This window comes from Janthinobacterium sp. CG_23.3 (genome assembly GCF_046115965.1).
Classification (GTDB): Bacteria; Pseudomonadota; Gammaproteobacteria; order Burkholderiales; family Burkholderiaceae_D; genus Janthinobacterium.
In genome coordinates, this window is record NZ_JBJXIB010000050.1 from 1 (window position 1) to 16598 (window position 16598).

Genomic DNA, 16598 nt, shown 5'->3' on the forward strand with positions numbered 1-16598 from the left:
GATGCTGATTGTAGGGGAGGTAGCTCGTCGTCATTAGACAAGTTTACCTCGTCCCCATTCCGATTGCATCAGTTTCTGCCGCGCAGACTCCTAGCGGACGCGCCACAGGCGCAGCATAGCGGGTTTTCGGCCGCAAGTGCCGGCGCGCGCGCAGGAGCTGGGGGAAAGACCGGGGGAATACTGGGGAAATGTGCCCGCGCCGTGGCGGCGCGCGCCGCCGCGAGCGCCGCGGCGATTTTCGTGTCGATTCTTGCGCGGGAAACAGCTTCCGCCGCGAAAAGCGCAAGCCGGCCGGGAAAAGCATAAACTTTTCCGGTTGGGCCCTGTCTATTTGCTAAGGCCGGCGATTCAGTTGGCGCCGTCTATCCGATCAACCGACGCAGACTGGAGCAAATATGCAATCGCAAATCACCGAGTGGAGCACCGCCCTGATGACTTCCCTGGCTGCGGCCATGGCGATGTTCTTTTCGTCGATCCCGAAAATCATCGGCTTCGCCGTCATTCTCATCGCCGGCTGGCTGATCGCGGCGGTGATTGAAAAAGCCGTCGCCGCGCTGCTGCGCACGGTCAAGTTCAACGACCTGTCGCAGCGCTCCGGCTTCTCCGACTTCGTGCAAAAAATGGGCACCGGGAGCGACGCGTCCGGCATGATCGGCATGGTTGTGAAGTGGTTCGTGCGGCTGGTGGCGCTGGTGGTGGCCTTCGACGCGCTGGGCTTGCCGGCGGTGTCGGACGTGCTGCGCCAATTGCTGCTGTGGCTGCCGAACGTGGTGGTGGCGCTGGTGGTGCTGGTGATCGCCGGCCTGGCCGCGCGGGCCTTGAGCAGCCTGGTGCGCGGCGCCGCCGCCGAGGGCGGGCTGGGCAACCCGGACTTGCTGGCGAAGGTCGCCTCCGGGTTGATCTGGGCCTTCGGCATCGTCGTCGCGGTCAACCAGATCGGCATCGCGACGACGCTGGTCAACACCCTGTTCATGGCGGTGGTGGGTGCGCTGGCGCTGGCGCTGGGCCTGTCGTTCGGCCTGGGCGGGCGCGAGACGGCGGCGCAGATCGTGCGCAACTGGTACCACCGCGGCCAGCGCAACGCCGACCAGCTTGAGCGCAGCGTGCGCGCCGCCGCCGACATGGTCGACGACGCCGGCGGCACGGCGATGGGGCGGGGCGCGGCCGTCGGCTCGCTGACCGAAAGGCGCACGATGCAGCGCCGCGCCGCCAGCTAGCGCGGCGGCGTTGAATTCATCAAGCCGCCTCGGCGCGGTTCGGAATCAGCATCAACAAGTCGGTCGGGCCGACGTCGACGCCGGCCTGCGACAGCAGGGTCGTGGCTTGGCCGCGGTGGTGGGTCTGGTGGTTGAAGAAATGCATCAGCAGGCTGAAAAAATCCCGCTCGAAGGCGTCGCCCTTGATGTTGGAATAGCGCAGCGCATGATCGAGGTCGGCTTCGCTCAGCGCGCCGGCCCATTTGACGATGACGGCGTCGAGCCACTGCCGGTATTGCGCCAGCGCGTCAAAGTCCGGGAACAGCAGCTGGCTCAGTCCGGCGGGTTGCGCCAATTGCCGCACCGGCTCCAGCGCCGCGAACGTGGCCGGATGGCTGGCGGCGAAGCGCCGCAGCCAGATCGTGTCGCCGGCCGCGATGTGGTTCAGGGTGCCGAACAGGGAGCCGAAAAAAGCCCTCCTGTCGGCGCCCAGCTCGGCGTCCGGCAAGGTCCTGGCCGCCGCATAGACCTTGGCGTTCATCCACTGGTTGTACTCGGCCATCAGGCAAACATGGTTGGTGCGGCTCACGGCATTCTCCCCGGCGCAATTGGATGATGCGCGGAGAAATATTATAACGTCGCCGGAGGCGCCGGCGCTACAGCGTCTTGGCGAACGCGCGCACGCCGGCCAGCAGCATTTCCACCGCCATCGCTGTCAATATCAGCCCCATCAGGCGTTCGAACGCCGTCATCACCTGCGGGCCGAGCGCCCGTTGCAGCCGCTCGGCGCTGAGGAAGACGGCCAGCCAGACGGCGGCCACGGCGGTGAGCGCCGCCACATGCGCCATCACGTCGCGCATCTCGTGCGATGAAAACAGCAGCACCGTGGCCAGCGCCGACGGCCCCGCCAGCGCTGGAATGGCCAGCGGCACGATGAAGGGTTCGCCTTCCAGGTCGGCGTCGCCGTTGCCGCCCGCCTGAGGGAACACCATGCGCATGGCGATCAGGAACAGGATCACGCTGCCGCCGATGCGCAGCGCCACTTCCGACAGTTGCATCGCCGCCAGCAGGTGGCGGCCGAAGAACATAAACAGCAGCAGCACGACGAAGGCGATCAGGCATTCGCGCACCACCACGCGCCAGCGCCGCGCCGGCGCCACCTTGGACAGCGCATTGACGAACAGCGGCACGTTGCCGAAGGGATCGGTCACCAGCAGCAGCAGGATGAAGGTCTGGAAAAAATTCTGGGTCATGGCGCGTGCCTTTTTGCGGCGGGACAGCGTGGAACGGGTCGAATTATTACCATCCGACAAGAATCACGATGATAGCAAACCGGCGCCGGCGGCGGCCGCAAAAGTGTGCGGCGGCGCGAAAAAAGCGCCGCCGCCGCGCGGCCGGGCGGTTTACGCTACGCTACACCGTTGCGTTGCTTTTTTCGCCAGCGCGTTGGCGCTGGCGGACATCCACCAAGGAGTTGTAGATGCAGATGTCAGATATCCCGTTCGGCGTGACGGATTGGTCGCAGATTGAGCGAACCGAGCACAAAGGCGACAGCGGCATGGCCTATTGGCGCACCCGCAAATTCGGCCCGATCCGCGTGCGCATGGTCGAATACACGCCCGGCTATTTGGCCGACCACTGGTGCGTCAAGGGCCACGTGCTGCTGTGTACGGCGGGCGAGTTGCACACCGAACTGGAAGACGGTCGCACTTTCCTGCTCAAGGCCGGTATGAGCTACCAGGTGGCCGACGACGCCGAGCCGCACCGCTCCTCCACCGCGACCGGCGCGACGCTGTTCATCGTCGACTGAGTCCGTGCGCCGGGTTGCCGCCCGCACCCACCTATGGCGTTTGGCTGGCTTGGGGCATATGGGCCGTCCGCCCCACCCTGTGGTTATCCCCACCGGAGGGCGCGCGGCGCAGGCGCAACGGCGCGCCCGCGCGCCGCCAGGGCGGCTAAAACGCCTGCGCCGCCTGGGCCGCCGACACGCGGCCTTTCACCTCGTTGCGGTATTTCGCCTTGGCGGTGGCCTTCTTGACCGCTTCCCTGGCGATGTTGTCCTGCTTGATGCGTTTCTTTTCCTGCTTGCTGCGGTGCTGGGCGATATCCTTGTTGCCGATGCGGTTGGTCATGGTGTTCTCCTGTTTGCGGTCGCGAAAGCCACATCATCGCTGCGCGCAGGCAAGCCAACCGTGCGCTATCGCACGCTTCGCCGCTTCTAGTGCGCCGCCGCGGCAAGCAGTGCCTGCCAGGCGACGCTCCAGTCGATGCGTTCCTGCTCCAGGCGCAGCTGGTGCCGCCAGCGGTGCAGTTTCAGGCCGGTATAGACGGCGTGCTCGTCGGGCGTGAGCCCGGTCAGCGTGGTCGCCGGGTGCGGCGTTTTTTCATCCGTCCACAGCGCCGCGAAGCGGTGCAGGGTGGCCTCGTCCATAAGGACCGAGCGCAGCTGCGGCAAATGGCCCCGGGCCCGCTGCAGGATCGCGTAGCCGTGGGTGTCGATGTCGCCCCAATACAGGCAGCGCGCCTGCGCGATCCACGGCAGTTGCGCCAACAGGTCGACGCCGTAGCCGAGCGCCATGAAGACCAGCGCGCCCGGAATGTCGGCCAACGCCAGGCCGGTTTGCAGGTTTTCGACGACCAGCACGAGCGTCGGCTTCAGGTCGAGGCGGGCCAATTCGTCGACCGGCGCGGTGACGTCGCCCAGGCCGCCGAGCCGGGCGCGCAGCGCCGGGTCCAGCAGGCGCATGCGTAGCTGCGCGGGCGGCTTTTGCAAACCGCACAGGGCGTAAAAATCGGCGCCGTCGGCCGGCGCGCCGCGCATTGCCGCGACCAGTTCGAGCAGCGCGCCCTTGCGCGACTCCAGCCATTTGCTGTCCAGGCCGGCCACCGGCAATTGGCGCGGGTACAGGCCGGAGCGCGGGTTGGCCTCGATCCAGGCGAGCATGTCGAGCAGGCGCTGGAAGTCGGCCTCGGCATAGTCCGCCAGCGTCGCGAACTGGCGCGGCAGGCGCCGCGCCAGCACCGGCCAGCGCGCCGCCAGCACTTGCCGGCGCCTGGCGGCGCGGCCCCAGCGCTCCTGCTCGCCGATCCACAGGGCGGCCTGCTCGGGACCGTGCACGGTGAGGGTGGCGGGCAGGCGCTGGGTGCCGAGCACCTTCCACTGCCGCTCGCACCAGCGCAGCTCGCCCGCGCCCCGCCACGCCCCCCAGGCGGCTACCCAGGCGCGCACCGCCTCGACCTGGCGCAGCGCGGCCGCCTCGGTCGGCGCGCCAAGCGCGATGTCGAGCGGCCAGCCGGCCGCGCCGGCGTCGTCCGCCAGCCAGTCGCGGTGCATGGCGTCGAAGCGGCGCGCCAGCAACTGGCGCACGTCAGCGGGCAGCTTCATGGGAGGCCTCGTCGCGGGTTTGTTGCGGCAGCCGCAGGCGCTGGCGCTGGTCGTCGTATTCGATCATCAGGACGCCGGAGACGCGCCGGTCGCGGATGTCGACAAAGCAGGCGCCGCCGATGAACGGCTCCAGCGTCATCACCGACTTCAGCGGCGTGGCGACGATCATCTGGAAGCCGAAGTTGGCGAAGATGTTCATCGCCAGCGCGGTGAACTCGTTGTCGGCCTTGTCGAAGGCTTCGTCGAGCACCACCGGGGCGTAGATCGGCATGCCGTAGTCGCTGCCGCCGAGCTGGTAGCGCAGCGCCGCGGCCAGGCAGGTCGTCGCCAGCTTCTGGCGCTGGCCGCCCGACTTGCCGGCGCCGCTGCGGTAGACCTCGACCTCGGCGCCGCCCTCGTCGAGCTCGCGGCCGATGAATTCGACGTGCAGGCGCACGTCGAGCACCGCCTCGCGCCAGCGGCGCTGCTCCGGCTCCTGGCTGGCCAGCCGGTCGACCAGGCGGCGCAGCGCGACGAAGCGCGCCTCGGCGAATTGCGCGTCGTCGCTCCAGGCGTGGCTGAGCGCGCGCTGGATGTCCTGCTTGAACTCGCGCACCTCCGGCAACTGGCGGTCGCTGGGCTGGATGTGCAGGTAGGTGCGCTGGTCGGCGCTCTGGTTGAAGGGCACCTGGCGCAGGCTTTCGTTGACCATGTCCATGCGCTCCAGAATGGCCTTGCGGGCGTCGTTCAGGTAGGTCGACAGCGCCGCCAGGTTCTGGTTGCTCTGGTTTTGCAGCAGTTCGAAAAAGCGCTGCTCGTGCGCCGGCAGGCCGTCCGTTTCCAGGCGCGCCAGCTTGGCGAAGAAGTCCGCGGCGGCGCCCACGGCCGCGTCCAGGCCGTCCGAATCGGCCTGCCATTTTTGGATGAAGGCGGCGAACTGGGCTTCGACGAATTTTTCGCAGACGGCGATGTCGCGGTTCAGCGCCTCGATGTCGGCGTGGAGGGCCTTGCCGACGGCGCGGTCGGCGTTGTCGAGGTTGCGCAGGCGCAGCGGCTCGTCCAGCGCGGCGTAGCGCTGGTCCAGGCCCTGGCGCTGGTGCGGCGTCGGCGCCACCAGGCTGTCGTCCTGCTGCAGTTTTTCCAACTGCTGGCGGTGGTCGTTGATCTGGCGCTGGCAAGCCTTCTGGTCGGCGATGCTGTCGCGCAGGCTCGCTTCGGCCTTCACCACCAGTTCGCGCTGTTCGGCCAGTTGCGCGTCGATGCGCTGCAGGACCGCGTTGCCTTCGCGCGCGCTCCTGAGCTGGCGCTCGAGCGCGGCGATGCGTTCGGCCAGCGGCAGCACGTCCACCTCCTGCCACTGCAGGTTGACCAGCGTCTGGCATTTGAGGATGCGCGCGCCGCTTTGCGTGCGCTGCTGGCGCAGGCTGTCGAGCTGCGCCTGCAGACCGGCGACGGTGGCTTGCAGGTCGCGGTTTTGCTGCTCGTAGATGGCGAGTTTTTCGCGGTTGTCGAAACCCAGCAGCCAGAATTGGCGCGCGTCGACGCTGCTGCGGTCGTCCTTTTCGTGGCGCGAGCGGCTGTGCTTGACCTGGCCCTCGCGCGTCAGCGCGCGCTCGCTGGCGGCGCGCAAGGCCTTGATGGAATCGACGCAGTCGTAGTCGAAGCGCTGGCGCAGCTCGGCCTGCAGCCAAGCGGCGTAGTTGCCCTGCTTGACGTTGAGCTTGAGGACCAGGGAGTTGGCGCGCAGCGGGCGCGCCTGCGCCGCCTCGGCGCGGCCGGTGCGGAAGTACACCAGGCGCCGGCCCAGGTTGACGCCGTTGATGTGGTTGGCCAGCGCGCCGTAGTGGTCCTCGTCGACCAGGATGGCCAGCGCGAAGCCGTGCAGCACGCGCTCGACGGCGCCGCGCCACGGCGCCTCGTCCGGCTTCACCTCCACCAGTTCGCCGACGAAGGGCAGGGCGGCCTCGGCCACGCCGATGGCGCTGGCGATGTCGCGCCGCAGCGCGATCATCGGCGCCGGGATGTTGGACGGCTGGCGCCGCAGCGAGGCGATTTCCTGCGCCACCGCCGCGCGGGCGTTCTCGGCCTCGGTCCTGGCGCGGTCCAGCACCAATATTTCCTCCTGTCCGGCGTCGCCGCGGCTCCAGTCGTCGATCTCCCGGCGCGCCGTGCCGAGCAGCTCGGCGAAACCCTGCGGCGCGCTGGGGAAGGTCCAGCCCAGCGCCTTGCTCGCCTCCACCGCCTGGGTGCGCCTGCGCATGCGTTCCACGCGCTGGCTTTCCAGCGCGCTCTTTTCGTTTTCCCAGTGCTCGATCTGGTCGCCGCCGGCCTCGCGGCGCTGGTACTCCAGGTCGCGCAACGCCGCGGTCCGGTTGTCCAGCACGCCCTGGCGGTGCTGGGTCTGGCCGTCCAGCCCGTGCGCCTCGACGTCGAGGGCGGCCAGGTACGCGGTCAGCAGCTCGACGCGGCGCTGCTCGCGGTAGCCGTTCATGCCGGCGCGCAGTTCCTCCAGGGCGTTGCGCCGCAACTGCAGCGACTGCATCTGCTGGTGCCGCTGGCGCGCCGGCGCCAGCGTCTGCACCTGCTCGCGCGCCGTCACCACCGCCTGGTGCGCCGCGTTCAGTTCGCCGAACTCGCTGACCAGGCGCTCGGCCACGTCGAAGGTTTCCGGCTTGTCGAGCATGAAGTCGCGCAGGAAGGTGTTCAGGTCGCCCAGGTTCTTGGCCGACTGGGTCTTGTGCAGCAGGCGCAGCGCCATGTCGCTGTCGATGCCGAGCAGGCGGCAGAAGCGCTCGCAATACGGGCGGAACTCGTCGCGCGCGAAGGCGTCGGGGAAGGCCAGCTTGAGCTTGCGCACGTCGAAGTTGTTGGCGCCGAAGTCGCCCAGTTCGCGCAGGTCGAAGGGGCGCTCGAAGACCAGGAAATAGCGCTTGACGTCGGTGTTGCCGTTGCTGTTGCCGCGCAACCAGAACAACTGCACCAGCGCGACCTCGTGTCCGAGCGCGTTACGGTAGTTCAGCGCCAGCGCCGACCAGGTGGTGCCGGCGCGCAGGTAGCGCGTGGCGTATTCGCCGGACGCGGCGTCGCTCTGCGCCGCCCAGGCGCCGCGGACGTAGCTGACCAGGTTGCGGTCGCGCCCGGCGCGGTCGGCCTCGCGCGCGGCGGCGTTGAAGTCGATCCAGCGCGGCGGCACCAGCAGCGCCGAAAAGGCGTCCAGCAGCGTCGACTTGCCGGCGCCGGAGCGGCCGACGATGAGGAAGCCGCGCTCGCTGATGGGCACGTCGTGCAGATCGGAGAAGGTGCCCCAGTTGTACACCTGCAGGCGGGCCATGCGGAATTGCTGGCGCGCCAACAGCAGCGCCGGGCGTGGATCCTGGTTCATTGTTCGTCCTCGTCCTCGTCCGCCGGCGGCTGGCGCGCCGGCGCGGCCGCGTCGCCCGCCGCCATGCGCTGGTACAGGCCCGTCAGCGTCTGGATCTCCTCGGCCGAGAACAACAGCTTGAGCGTCGGCGAGATCTCGTAGCGGTCCTCGCTGCCGCGTATTTTCTGCACGAAGTTGTGCTTCTTGACCTTTTCCAGCGAGGCGTGGACGCGCTTGGCGAAGCCGGCCCGGTCGGTGCTGGCGGCGCGTTCGTACAGCGTCATGTTGTCGGTGATGTCGTCGAGCGAGACGACGGCGCGGTCGCCGTGCGAATCGGCCTGGGTCAGGCGCTGGCGCAGGTACAGCAGCAGGATCGAGTCGATGAAGGTGAGCTGGGCGCGGCGCAGCAGCAGCGGCACCTCCAGGTCGCCGGTGTCGGCCTGGCGCGTGAAGGCGACCTGCGCGTCGCGGTCGATCACCAGGTCGAGGAACAGCTCGGCGAGGCGGCGCCGCACCACCACCTCGTCGCGCAGCAGCACCGGCCACAACTTGGCGTGGCGGCGCCCGTCCAGCGCCGGGCCGGACAGCAGTTGCACCAGCGCGCGCCGCGTGTCGAGCGACAGTTCGCCGCTGTCGCCCATGAACAGCGCGGTGGTCGGCGGCGCGCCCTCGGCGCACGGCGCCGCGGCGGCCGCCTCCTGCGCGCTCGCGGCGCTAGCCGCGGTGGCGTCGTCGTGGTGCTGCTCAGGCCAGTTCATCGGCGCGTTCCTTCAAAAAATATATCACCGGTATGCGTGCGCTGCGGCGGCACTCGTCGGCGCCGGTCCACGCCACCGTTTCGCTGTTCGCGGCGAGCTCGCCGTGGCGGCTGCCCAGGGCCAGCAGGCCCAGCACGCTGCCCAGCCCCTGCGCGGCGGGGAACGCCAGCAGCACGTCGGCCACCGATGCCTGCGAGCGCAGCGCCAGCACCGCGCGCACGTTCGCCTTCAGCGTGCGGAAGTCGATCTCCGATTGTGCCACCAGCTCGCCGACCGATTCCAGGTCGATGGGCGCGGCGTCGCCGTCGACCATGCGCGCCGGCAGCGCCTGCAGCGCCGGGTCGTGCAGCAGCCATTGCGACAGCGAGCGCAGGCTGCTGCTGGCCAGCGCCAGGGTGTAGTGGAGCGTCTCGGTCGCCTTGACCTCGTCCTTGAGGGCCAGCGCGGCGCGCTGCGCCTGGCGCAGCAACTGGCTCAGGCGGCGCTGCTCGAGGAACTCGCGGCTTTGCACGAAATGCTTCAGGCTGCGCGCGAACGACTGCAGCACGTCGTGCACCATGCCGCCCTGTTCGAGCAGGGTGCGGGTCAGGCGCAGCAGGAAGCGGCGCTCCTTGGCGTCGAGGCCGGCGACGAACGGGCGCGACATCAGCTGGTCAAGCGCCTGCTCCAGCGTGGCCGATTGCTCGGGGTCGGTGAGCAGGCGCCAGAACGCCGAAAAGGTGCGCCCGGCCTCGCTCTCGCCGATCAGGTCGATGCCGGCGAAGAGCGAGTCGAGCACCTCGCCGCGGTTGCCGTCGTTGTCCATGATGCGCTCGCGCAGATCGCGGTTGAGCTGTTCGAACTGGTCGCGCACGCGGCGGAAGTCGCCGGCCAGGCCGTCGGCCAGCGTGATGATCTCGCGCGTGCGCTCGAGCGCGGCGGCCTCGGGCAGCACGCGCAGCACGCCGTGCTCGATGTCGGCGATCTCGCGCTCGATGCGCCGCTGCTCGGCGCGCAGGCGGGCGATGCGGCTGGCCTTGTCGGCGTTGGTGTCGTCGGACAGGCGCGCGAGCGCGTCGATGACCAGGCCGAGGCGGCTCTCGGTGGCGGCCGCGTGCGGCTTGGCCAGCCCGGAGACGAAGCGCAGCGCCTCGATGGTCGAGGTGGCCAACTGGTACTCCTCCTCGGCCGCGCCGGCCGGGAAGCGCCGCTCCAGGTGGCCCTCGGCGAGCCAGCCGGCGACGTAGGCCTGGGCCGTCTGCGGCCAGTCCTCGCCGAGGTTGCGCAGGCGCTCGAGCTCGCGCTCGATGCGCTCGTGGAAGATCGACGCCGGCAGGTTGCGCTCGGCGTCGTACAGATGCGTTTGCAGCAGCCCCATCACCGTCGGCCCGTTGGCCGAGGCGAGCAGGCGCCACAGCGGCTGCGCGCGCATGCGCCGGTAGGTGGCCAGGGTCTTGTCTGCTTTCATGGAATCGTCGAGTGTGTGGGGGCCAGCGGCGGCCGCGCGCCGGGTGGGCGACAGCGGTCGCTAGGCGCATTCTACCCCAGCGGCCGCGCGCGCAGAGGCGCGCTGGATGTGCCGGTCCTGGTGTCGATAGCACCCGGCTGCGCGGCTTTATTCGCCCAGCAACGCCAACGACTCCAGCCACGCGTCCTGCCATTCGCGTAGCAGCGGCTGCGTGGCGAAAGCCTTTTTCAGGTGCGACATCGGCACCCGGTGCACGTCGTGCAGACCGAACGCCAGCGTCACCGGGTTCCACAGGTGGCTGTTCTTGCCGGCGCGCGAGTTTTTCCTGACGCGGGCGCCGTCGTCGCCAAAGATCCCTTGTCCGCCGGCCAGGGCCTTGTCGAGGTCCATTTTGACGATGCCGCCAAAAACGCGAAGCACCTGCTCCTTGCCGATGCCGTTTTTGCTCTCCATGGGCGGCGCCACCGGAGCCGGTTCGACTGGTTTCGGGTGCAACAACTCGTCCGCCAGTTTCGCCACGTCGCGCTGGAAAAACCGCAAGGCGTGCAGCGGCATGCGCATGCCCGGCGGTTCCAGTTGGATGGCGAGCCGGTCGGAGTCGCGCGTGAAGCGGATCAGCACGTCGTCGCTGCCGGCCGCCAGTCGTTGCGTGTCCTCGATAAAGACGACGGGCGCCGCGTAGGCGGTGATGCCTTCGGCAAACAAGTTGGCGTATTCGTCCGAGTATTCGAGCCAGACGTAGGGCGTCAGCCCGTTTTCCAACAGACGGGCCAGGTTCCACGGCGTGCCCGTTTGCCCGCTCAGCCATAGGCAAGTTTCATCGCAGGTGGCACGGTTGGGTAACGCTGGTGAGGTCATGTGGGCTTTCATTGGAGGTTGTGATACGGTTTGCTGGCGTTCTAGAACGGGTTTTTTACGGTCATCATGCCCTCAATGACTTGGCCATCCCTGAAGGGCCTCGGAATAGGACGTCGCGCATTTGGATTCGAGCGCGGCGGCCAGCATCCTGGCATCACCCAGGTTTTTTTTCGCAAAAGGGAGGAGTTCTATTTCAACTTGGGGCTTAAGTTAAAATAGGGCCCTGGCTAATTTTAACTTAACAGACGCTCATGGAACGCGGAACGACGGGCCTCTACACTTCAACCAGCGCCGGCGGTGTGGCCTGCCAAGCTTTTGTGCCGATGGCCTTACCACCATTCCCGGTCTTGGATTTCAACGGCAAATTGCAAAGCCGGCTCAACGACGCGTTGATAGCGTTCGGCCGGCTCGACGCGGTCAGCATGCTCCTGCCCGATGCGCAACTGTTCTTGTATAGCTACGTGCGCTTGGCGGCGCAGCGAGCGCGGCGCCGAAGCCAGCGCGCGGTCAAAAGACAACTGGGATATGATGATTGCACTCCCCGCCAAGGAAAAACGAGCCATGAATCCGATTCGTAAGATCACCATTCGCGGCTACAAGTCCATCCGTGCGCTGGAAAAACTCCGGCTCGACAACCTGAACGTATTGGTCGGCGCGAACGGCGCGGGCAAGAGCAATTTCATCAGCTTCTTCCGCTTGCTTGCCCGTCTGATGGCGGGCGAGCTGAATTATTACGTCGCCAAGAGCGGTGGCCCGGACGCTTTTCTGTACCACGGCCGCAAGCGCACGCCGCGGATGGAGGCGGAGATGTACTTCGGCAATAACGGTTACAAGCTTGCGCTGGAACCCACTCTTGGCAACGGCTTTATTTTTGCCAAGGAACAATTTTACTGGGCTTACACCGACGCCGATTTTCCACTCGGGTCCGGGCACGTCGAAACCCAATCAGGGAATGAACGCCATCCCAGGGTGGCATCCTATGTCGTTGCTTCGGTGAAGAGTTGGATCGTCTATCATTTTCACGATACCAGCGACAGCGCGCCGATGAAGCAAAGCGGCGCCTTGAACGACAACGCCTTGTTGCGGCCGGATGGCGCGAATCTCGCGGCCTATTTATATCGCCTCCAGCAGCAGTTCCCGGAACACTACACACGCATCGCCGACACGGTGCGTCTGGTGGCGCCGTTCTTTGCCGATTTTCAGTTGCGTCCCAATCCGCTCGACCTCAACTCGATACAGATGGAATGGCGCGAGAAGGGTAGCGACTTTCCTTTTCTCGGCCATCAATTGTCGGACGGGACACTGCGATTCATTTGCCTCGCTACCGTCTTATTGCAACCGGACGAATTGATGCCTGCCACGATACTATTCGACGAACCTGAGCTTGGCTTGCACCCGTATGCCATCGAATTGCTGGCGTCGTTGATGCGGCAGGCCGCCGACAAGCACCAGTTGATTGTGTCGACCCAGTCGGTGGAATTGCTCAACCAATTCGACGCCGAGCAGGTGATCGTCGTCGACCGCGTCGACGAGCAATCCACATTCCAGCGGCTTGAAGCTGGCAAGCTCAAGGACTGGTTGGACGAATACTCCTTGGGGGAGTTGTGGAAGCGCAACGTCTTTGGAGGGAGGCCCCGCTAATGGCCGGCAACCACACGCGCGTCAACATTTTGGTTGAAGGGCAAACCGAAGAAACCTTCGTCCGCGAATTGTTGGCGCCGCATCTAACGGACTTTCAGGTCTATCTGACGCCACGCATCATCGAGACCAGCAAGGGGCACAAGGGCGGCCTGGTGAGCTACGGCAAGATCGAGCGCCAGGTCAGGCTTTGGTGCAAGCAAGACTCCGCGGCCAAGGTCACGACGCTCTTTGACGTGTATGGCCTGCCGTCCGACTTTCCAGGCTTCGCCAACTGGGACGCGAACCAGCCGCCGCTGCCCCAGGTGGCGGCGCTGGAGGTCAACCTTGCCGCCGGTGTCGCTCAGCCAAATTTGATCCCCTACCTGCAACTGCACGAGTACGAAGCGCTGCTGTTCAGCGATTTGACGGCATTTGAATACGCCGATGTGCCGCAGGCGACAATCAATGCGTGGCAGGCGGAATTGGCGCAATGCGCCGGCCCTGAATACATGAACAATTCGCCCTTCACTGCGCCGTCAAAACGTATTATTGCGCGTTGGCCATCTTACAAATCTGCAAAACCACATTTTGGCGTGTTGCTTGCTTTGGAGATTGGATTGACGACCATTCGGCAAAAATGTTTGCGATTTGACCAGTGGGTGAGTACGCTCGAGGGTTTGTAAGCTAGAATCCGGAAAAAAGCCAACTTGGATCAGTTGGCTTTTTTACTATCCGCGACGCGCTTTTTTGCATTTTCAAGCCAAACTCAGCTCTGCCTCGTGGCAGACAGCGCACAGTTTATTACCCTCCGGGTCCTTGAAATACGCGCCATAGAAGTGTTCGTGGTAGTCAGGTCTGAGGCCAGGCGCGCCCTCTGACGACCCGCCATGCTGTAACGCCAGCTGATACGCCTGGTCCACTGCCGCGCGGGTAGGCGCCAAGAATGCAATCATCTGTCCGTTACCGGGATCATGTGCCATCTGGTCATGCGGTGCGCCAATCAGGAACAAAGGGCGGGGATCTGGATGCGACTGCCAACCGGCCCACGGACGTTCTCGATCACAGAAACGCAGCGAGTTACCGAGGACCTCCATTAATGCCGTGTAGAACGAAAGTGCACGGTCGAAGTTATTGACGCCGATAAAAGTGTGTGAGTACACGGTACGTTCCTCAAGTTGTGGGAGCAATAGCGCATTTTACGCAAACACTTCGCGTTGACGATTGACGCGAGCTTCACGTGAGCAAGGGTATGCTTGCCACCCCGCCAGCGATGCGAAACCGGGAAATGGCGTGAGGGCGTAGTACGGCACGCCGGCAGCTTTTGCGACACATCAGGCAGGGCTGCTACCAATGCGATGCAAAATGCCTTACGTGGAATCCACGCAAGGCATTATTTTAAGAACTGATCTTTGATGCGACCGGCGGTTTCGACCCGGCCGCCGACACCTTAGACGTCGATATTGCCGGCGCGCAGGGCGTTGTTTTCAATGAAGGCGCGGCGCGGTTCGACGTCGTCGCCCATCAAGGTCGTGAAGATCTGGTCGGCGGCGATGGCGTCCTCGATCTGCACCTTCAACAGGCGGCGCACGGTCGGGTCCATCGTGGTTTCCCACAACTGCTCCGGATTCATCTCGCCCAGCCCTTTGTAGCGCTGTTTCGAGACGGTGCGCTCGGCTTCGTTGCGCAACCACTGCATGGCGTGGTGGAAGTCGACGACGGCGGTTTCCTTCATGCGCTCGCCTTCGCCGCGGCGGATGAAGGCGCCTTCGCCGATCAAGCCCTGGAAGGTGGCGGCGGCGTTGGCCAGCACGGAGTAGTCCGAACCCTGGGCGAAGTCGGCGTCGATCGCGGTGACTTTGATGTTGCCGTGATGCATACGCTCGATGCGCAGCATGTGCTTTTCCGACAGTTCGTCCGAGCGCACGTATACTTTCACGGCGCTGTCGTTGATGGTCGCTTGCAGCGCGGCGGCCGAGGTTTGCGCGTTTTCCATCGTGTCCAGCTGCAGCGTGACGCCGGTCATGATGGCCGTCAGCGCGGCGCGGTCGATGACGCGCGTCAGGCGCATCATGATGGCGTTGGCCAGGTTGAACTGGCGCACCAGCTCGGCCAGCGCCTCGCCGGAGATGCCTTCGGCGCCGTCGCGGGGGATCAGCACGGCGCTGTTCAGCGCCACCGTCATCATGTAGGTCGCCTCCTCGGCGTCGTCCTTCAGATAGCGCTCGTCGCGGCCGGCCTTGACCTTGTACAGCGGCGGCTGGGCGATGTAAATATGGCCGCGCTCGACCAGTTGCGGCATCTGGCGGTAGAACAGCGTCAGCAGCAGGGTGCGGATGTGGGCGCCGTCGACGTCCGCGTCGGTCATGATGATGATGCGGTGGTAGCGCAGCTTTTCGACGTTGAATTCGTCCGGTCCGATCGAGGTGCCGAGCGTGGCGATCAACGTGGTGATCTGCTCCGACGACAGCATCTTCTCGAAGCGCGCCTTCTCGACGTTCAAGACCTTACCGCGCAGCGGCAGGATGGCCTGGAACTTGCGGTCGCGCCCTTGCTTGGCCGAGCCGCCCGCCGAGTCACCCTCGACGATGTACAGTTCGCACAGGGCCGGGTCTTTTTCCTGGCAGTCGGCCAGCTTGGCCGACAGGCCCAGGCCGTCCATGATGCCTTTGCGGCGGGTCAGGTCGCGCGCCTTGCGGGCCGCTTCGCGGGCGCGCGCCGCCTCGACGATTTTGCCGCAGATGATCTTGGCGTCGTTGGGTTTTTCCTGCAGGTAGTCCGACAGCGTCTTGGCGACGATCTCCTCGACCGGGCCGCGCACTTCCGACGACACCAGCTTGTCCTTGGTCTGCGACGAGAACTTCGGCTCCGGCACCTTCACCGACAGCACGCAGGTCAGGCCTTCGCGCATGTCGTCGCCGTTGATTTCGACTTTCGCCTTCTTGGCGAATTCGTGCTCGTCGATGTACTTGTTGATGACCCGCGTCATCGCCGCGCGCAGGCCGGTCAGGTGGGTGCCGCCGTCGCGCTGCGGGATGTTGTTGGTGAAGCACAGCACCTGCTCGTTGTAGGCGTCGTTCCACTGCATCGAGACGTCGACCGAGATGTTGGTGCCCTGGTCCGACAGGCGCTCGCCGGTGGCCTGGAAAATGGTCGGGTGCAAGACCGTTTTGGCCTTGTTGATGTACTCGACGAAGCCGCGCGTGCCGCCCTCGAAGGCGAAGATCTCTTCCTTGCCGGAACGCTGGTCGGTCAGCTTGATCTTGACGCCGTTGTTGAGGAAGGACAGTTCGCGGATGCGCTTGGCCAGGATTTCATAGTGGAATTCGACGTGCGTGAAAATCTGCTCGTCGGCCCAGAAGTGGACGTCGGTGCCGCGCTTGTCGGTTTCGCCGATGACCTTGATCGGCGAGGTGGCGATGTCGCCGACCATGACGATGTCGCGGTTCTGCGGCACGCCGCGGACGAATTCCATGTAGTGCACTTTGCCGTCGCGGCGGATGGTCAGTTTCAGCAGTTTCGACAGGCCGTTGACGCACGACACGCCGACGCCGTGCAAGCCGCCCGAGACCTTGTACGAGTTCTGGTCGAACTTGCCGCCGGCGTGCAGCTCGGTCATGACGATTTCCGCCGCGCTGCGTTTCGGGTCGTGCTTGTCGTCCATCTTCAAGCCGGTCGGCACGCCGCGGCCGTTGTCGGTGATCGAGATCGAGTTGTCCGAGTGGATCGTGACGTGGATGTCGGTGCAATGCCCGGCCAGCGATTCGTCGATCGAGTTGTCCAGCACCTCGAACACCAGGTGGTGCAGGCCGGTGCCGTCCGAGGTGTCGCCGATGTACATGCCGGGGCGCTTGCGCACCGCTTCCAGACCTTCCAGGATCTGGATGGAGGCGGCGCCGTATTCTTCCGCTGGCGCTGGCGCTGCGGTTGGGATCGGGTTCTCTTGTGGGCTCTCGGACATGGACTGCTTTCTCAAATAACTGATTGATTCGGGAAT

The 16598-nt window shown here is 65.7% G+C and carries 15 protein-coding genes; 5 read left to right on the forward strand and 10 right to left on the reverse strand.

Annotated features, from left to right (window positions below):
• Positions 1-395: 395 nt before the first annotated feature.
• Positions 396-1217, forward strand: coding sequence for a mechanosensitive ion channel family protein (locus tag ACFDR9_RS13435; protein WP_409031309.1), 822 nt, complete (start codon positions 396-398; stop codon positions 1215-1217).
• A gap of 19 nt (positions 1218-1236) precedes the next feature.
• Here the strand turns inward: ACFDR9_RS13435 and ACFDR9_RS13440 are convergent, their stop codons facing one another.
• Complete coding sequence (locus ACFDR9_RS13440; protein ID WP_409031326.1) at positions 1237-1758, reverse strand: DinB family protein; 522 nt, start codon at positions 1756-1758, stop codon at positions 1237-1239.
• 94 nt (positions 1759-1852) lie between these two features.
• Positions 1853-2449 carry a MarC family protein gene (locus ACFDR9_RS13445; protein WP_017878433.1) on the reverse strand — a complete coding sequence of 199 codons (597 nt, stop codon included), beginning with the start codon at positions 2447-2449 and terminating at the stop codon, positions 1853-1855.
• A 227-nt stretch (positions 2450-2676) separates the two neighbouring features.
• Here ACFDR9_RS13445 and ACFDR9_RS13450 point away from each other — a divergent pair, with 227 nt between their 5' ends.
• Positions 2677-3006 carry a DHCW motif cupin fold protein gene (locus ACFDR9_RS13450; protein ID WP_409031310.1) on the forward strand — a complete coding sequence of 110 codons (330 nt, stop codon included), beginning with the start codon at positions 2677-2679 and terminating at the stop codon, positions 3004-3006.
• 145 nt (positions 3007-3151) lie between these two features.
• Here ACFDR9_RS13450 and ACFDR9_RS13455 read toward each other — a convergent pair whose 3' ends face one another.
• The 6 genes from ACFDR9_RS13455 to ACFDR9_RS13480 form a co-directional block, all read right to left on the reverse strand.
• Positions 3152-3328, reverse strand: a complete 177-nt coding sequence (locus tag ACFDR9_RS13455) for a hypothetical protein (RefSeq protein ID WP_017878435.1) — start codon at positions 3326-3328, stop codon at positions 3152-3154.
• A gap of 86 nt (positions 3329-3414) precedes the next feature.
• Positions 3415-4581, reverse strand: coding sequence for a DUF3322 domain-containing protein (locus tag ACFDR9_RS13460; protein ID WP_409031311.1), 1167 nt, complete (start codon positions 4579-4581; stop codon positions 3415-3417).
• The gene (locus ACFDR9_RS13465; protein WP_026133280.1) at positions 4565-7942 is read right to left on the reverse strand and encodes an ATP-binding protein; all 3378 of its coding nucleotides are present in this window, start codon (positions 7940-7942) and stop codon (positions 4565-4567) included. Before ACFDR9_RS13465 ends, ACFDR9_RS13460 begins: the two co-directional genes overlap by 17 nt.
• Positions 7939-8679: a DUF4194 domain-containing protein gene (locus ACFDR9_RS13470; RefSeq protein ID WP_409031312.1), complete on the reverse strand. Its 741-nt coding sequence runs from the start codon at positions 8677-8679 to the stop codon at positions 7939-7941. Before ACFDR9_RS13470 ends, ACFDR9_RS13465 begins: the two co-directional genes overlap by 4 nt.
• Entirely contained in the window at positions 8666-10126 is a 1461-nt protein-coding gene (locus ACFDR9_RS13475) for a DUF3375 domain-containing protein (RefSeq protein WP_409031313.1), read from the reverse strand. Before ACFDR9_RS13475 ends, ACFDR9_RS13470 begins: the two co-directional genes overlap by 14 nt.
• Positions 10127-10273: 147 nt before the next feature.
• Complete coding sequence (locus tag ACFDR9_RS13480; protein WP_409031314.1) at positions 10274-10984, reverse strand: hypothetical protein; 711 nt, start codon at positions 10982-10984, stop codon at positions 10274-10276.
• Between the two features lie 251 nt (positions 10985-11235).
• Here ACFDR9_RS13480 and ACFDR9_RS13485 point away from each other — a divergent pair, with 251 nt between their 5' ends.
• The 3 genes from ACFDR9_RS13485 to ACFDR9_RS13495 are packed head-to-tail and all read left to right on the forward strand — an operon-like array spanning position 11236 to position 13287.
• A complete protein-coding gene (locus ACFDR9_RS13485; protein ID WP_157406791.1) occupies positions 11236-11562 on the forward strand; it encodes a hypothetical protein in 327 nt (108 codons plus the stop codon).
• Entirely contained in the window at positions 11546-12625 is a 1080-nt protein-coding gene (locus ACFDR9_RS13490; protein ID WP_409031327.1) for an AAA family ATPase, read from the forward strand. Before ACFDR9_RS13485 ends, ACFDR9_RS13490 begins: the two co-directional genes overlap by 17 nt.
• Positions 12625-13287 (forward strand): DUF4276 family protein, encoded by a 663-nt coding sequence (locus ACFDR9_RS13495; RefSeq protein ID WP_409031315.1) that lies wholly within the window; start codon positions 12625-12627, stop codon positions 13285-13287. Before ACFDR9_RS13490 ends, ACFDR9_RS13495 begins: the two co-directional genes overlap by 1 nt.
• A 72-nt stretch (positions 13288-13359) precedes the next feature.
• Here the strand turns inward: ACFDR9_RS13495 and ACFDR9_RS13500 are convergent, their stop codons facing one another.
• Both ACFDR9_RS13500 and gyrB read right to left on the reverse strand, forming a co-directional pair.
• A complete protein-coding gene (locus ACFDR9_RS13500; protein ID WP_026133282.1) occupies positions 13360-13764 on the reverse strand; it encodes a VOC family protein in 405 nt (134 codons plus the stop codon).
• A gap of 287 nt (positions 13765-14051) precedes the next feature.
• Positions 14052-16562: a DNA topoisomerase (ATP-hydrolyzing) subunit B gene (gyrB, locus tag ACFDR9_RS13505; RefSeq protein WP_409031316.1), complete on the reverse strand. Its 2511-nt coding sequence runs from the start codon at positions 16560-16562 to the stop codon at positions 14052-14054.
• Positions 16563-16598 lie beyond the last annotated feature (36 nt).

What these genes read in the sequence shown, in the direction of transcription:
- ACFDR9_RS13435 (WP_409031309.1), top strand. Translation starts at nt 396, where the DNA reads ATGCAATCGCAAATCACCGAGTGGAGCACCGCCCTGATGACTTCCCTG.
- ACFDR9_RS13440 (WP_409031326.1), bottom strand. Translation starts at nt 1,758, where the DNA reads ATGGCCGAGTACAACCAGTGGATGAACGCCAAGGTCTATGCGGCGGCC.
- ACFDR9_RS13445 (WP_017878433.1), bottom strand. Translation starts at nt 2,449, where the DNA reads ATGACCCAGAATTTTTTCCAGACCTTCATCCTGCTGCTGCTGGTGACC.
- ACFDR9_RS13450 (WP_409031310.1), top strand. Translation starts at nt 2,677, where the DNA reads ATGCAGATGTCAGATATCCCGTTCGGCGTGACGGATTGGTCGCAGATT.
- ACFDR9_RS13455 (WP_017878435.1), bottom strand. Translation starts at nt 3,328, where the DNA reads ATGACCAACCGCATCGGCAACAAGGATATCGCCCAGCACCGCAGCAAG.
- ACFDR9_RS13460 (WP_409031311.1), bottom strand. Translation starts at nt 4,581, where the DNA reads ATGAAGCTGCCCGCTGACGTGCGCCAGTTGCTGGCGCGCCGCTTCGAC.
- ACFDR9_RS13465 (WP_026133280.1), bottom strand. Translation starts at nt 7,942, where the DNA reads ATGAACCAGGATCCACGCCCGGCGCTGCTGTTGGCGCGCCAGCAATTC.
- ACFDR9_RS13470 (WP_409031312.1), bottom strand. Translation starts at nt 8,679, where the DNA reads ATGAACTGGCCTGAGCAGCACCACGACGACGCCACCGCGGCTAGCGCC.
- ACFDR9_RS13475 (WP_409031313.1), bottom strand. Translation starts at nt 10,126, where the DNA reads ATGAAAGCAGACAAGACCCTGGCCACCTACCGGCGCATGCGCGCGCAG.
- ACFDR9_RS13480 (WP_409031314.1), bottom strand. Translation starts at nt 10,984, where the DNA reads ATGACCTCACCAGCGTTACCCAACCGTGCCACCTGCGATGAAACTTGC.
- ACFDR9_RS13485 (WP_157406791.1), top strand. Translation starts at nt 11,236, where the DNA reads ATGGAACGCGGAACGACGGGCCTCTACACTTCAACCAGCGCCGGCGGT.
- ACFDR9_RS13490 (WP_409031327.1), top strand. Translation starts at nt 11,546, where the DNA reads ATGAATCCGATTCGTAAGATCACCATTCGCGGCTACAAGTCCATCCGT.
- ACFDR9_RS13495 (WP_409031315.1), top strand. Translation starts at nt 12,625, where the DNA reads ATGGCCGGCAACCACACGCGCGTCAACATTTTGGTTGAAGGGCAAACC.
- gyrB (WP_409031316.1), bottom strand. Translation starts at nt 16,562, where the DNA reads ATGTCCGAGAGCCCACAAGAGAACCCGATCCCAACCGCAGCGCCAGCG.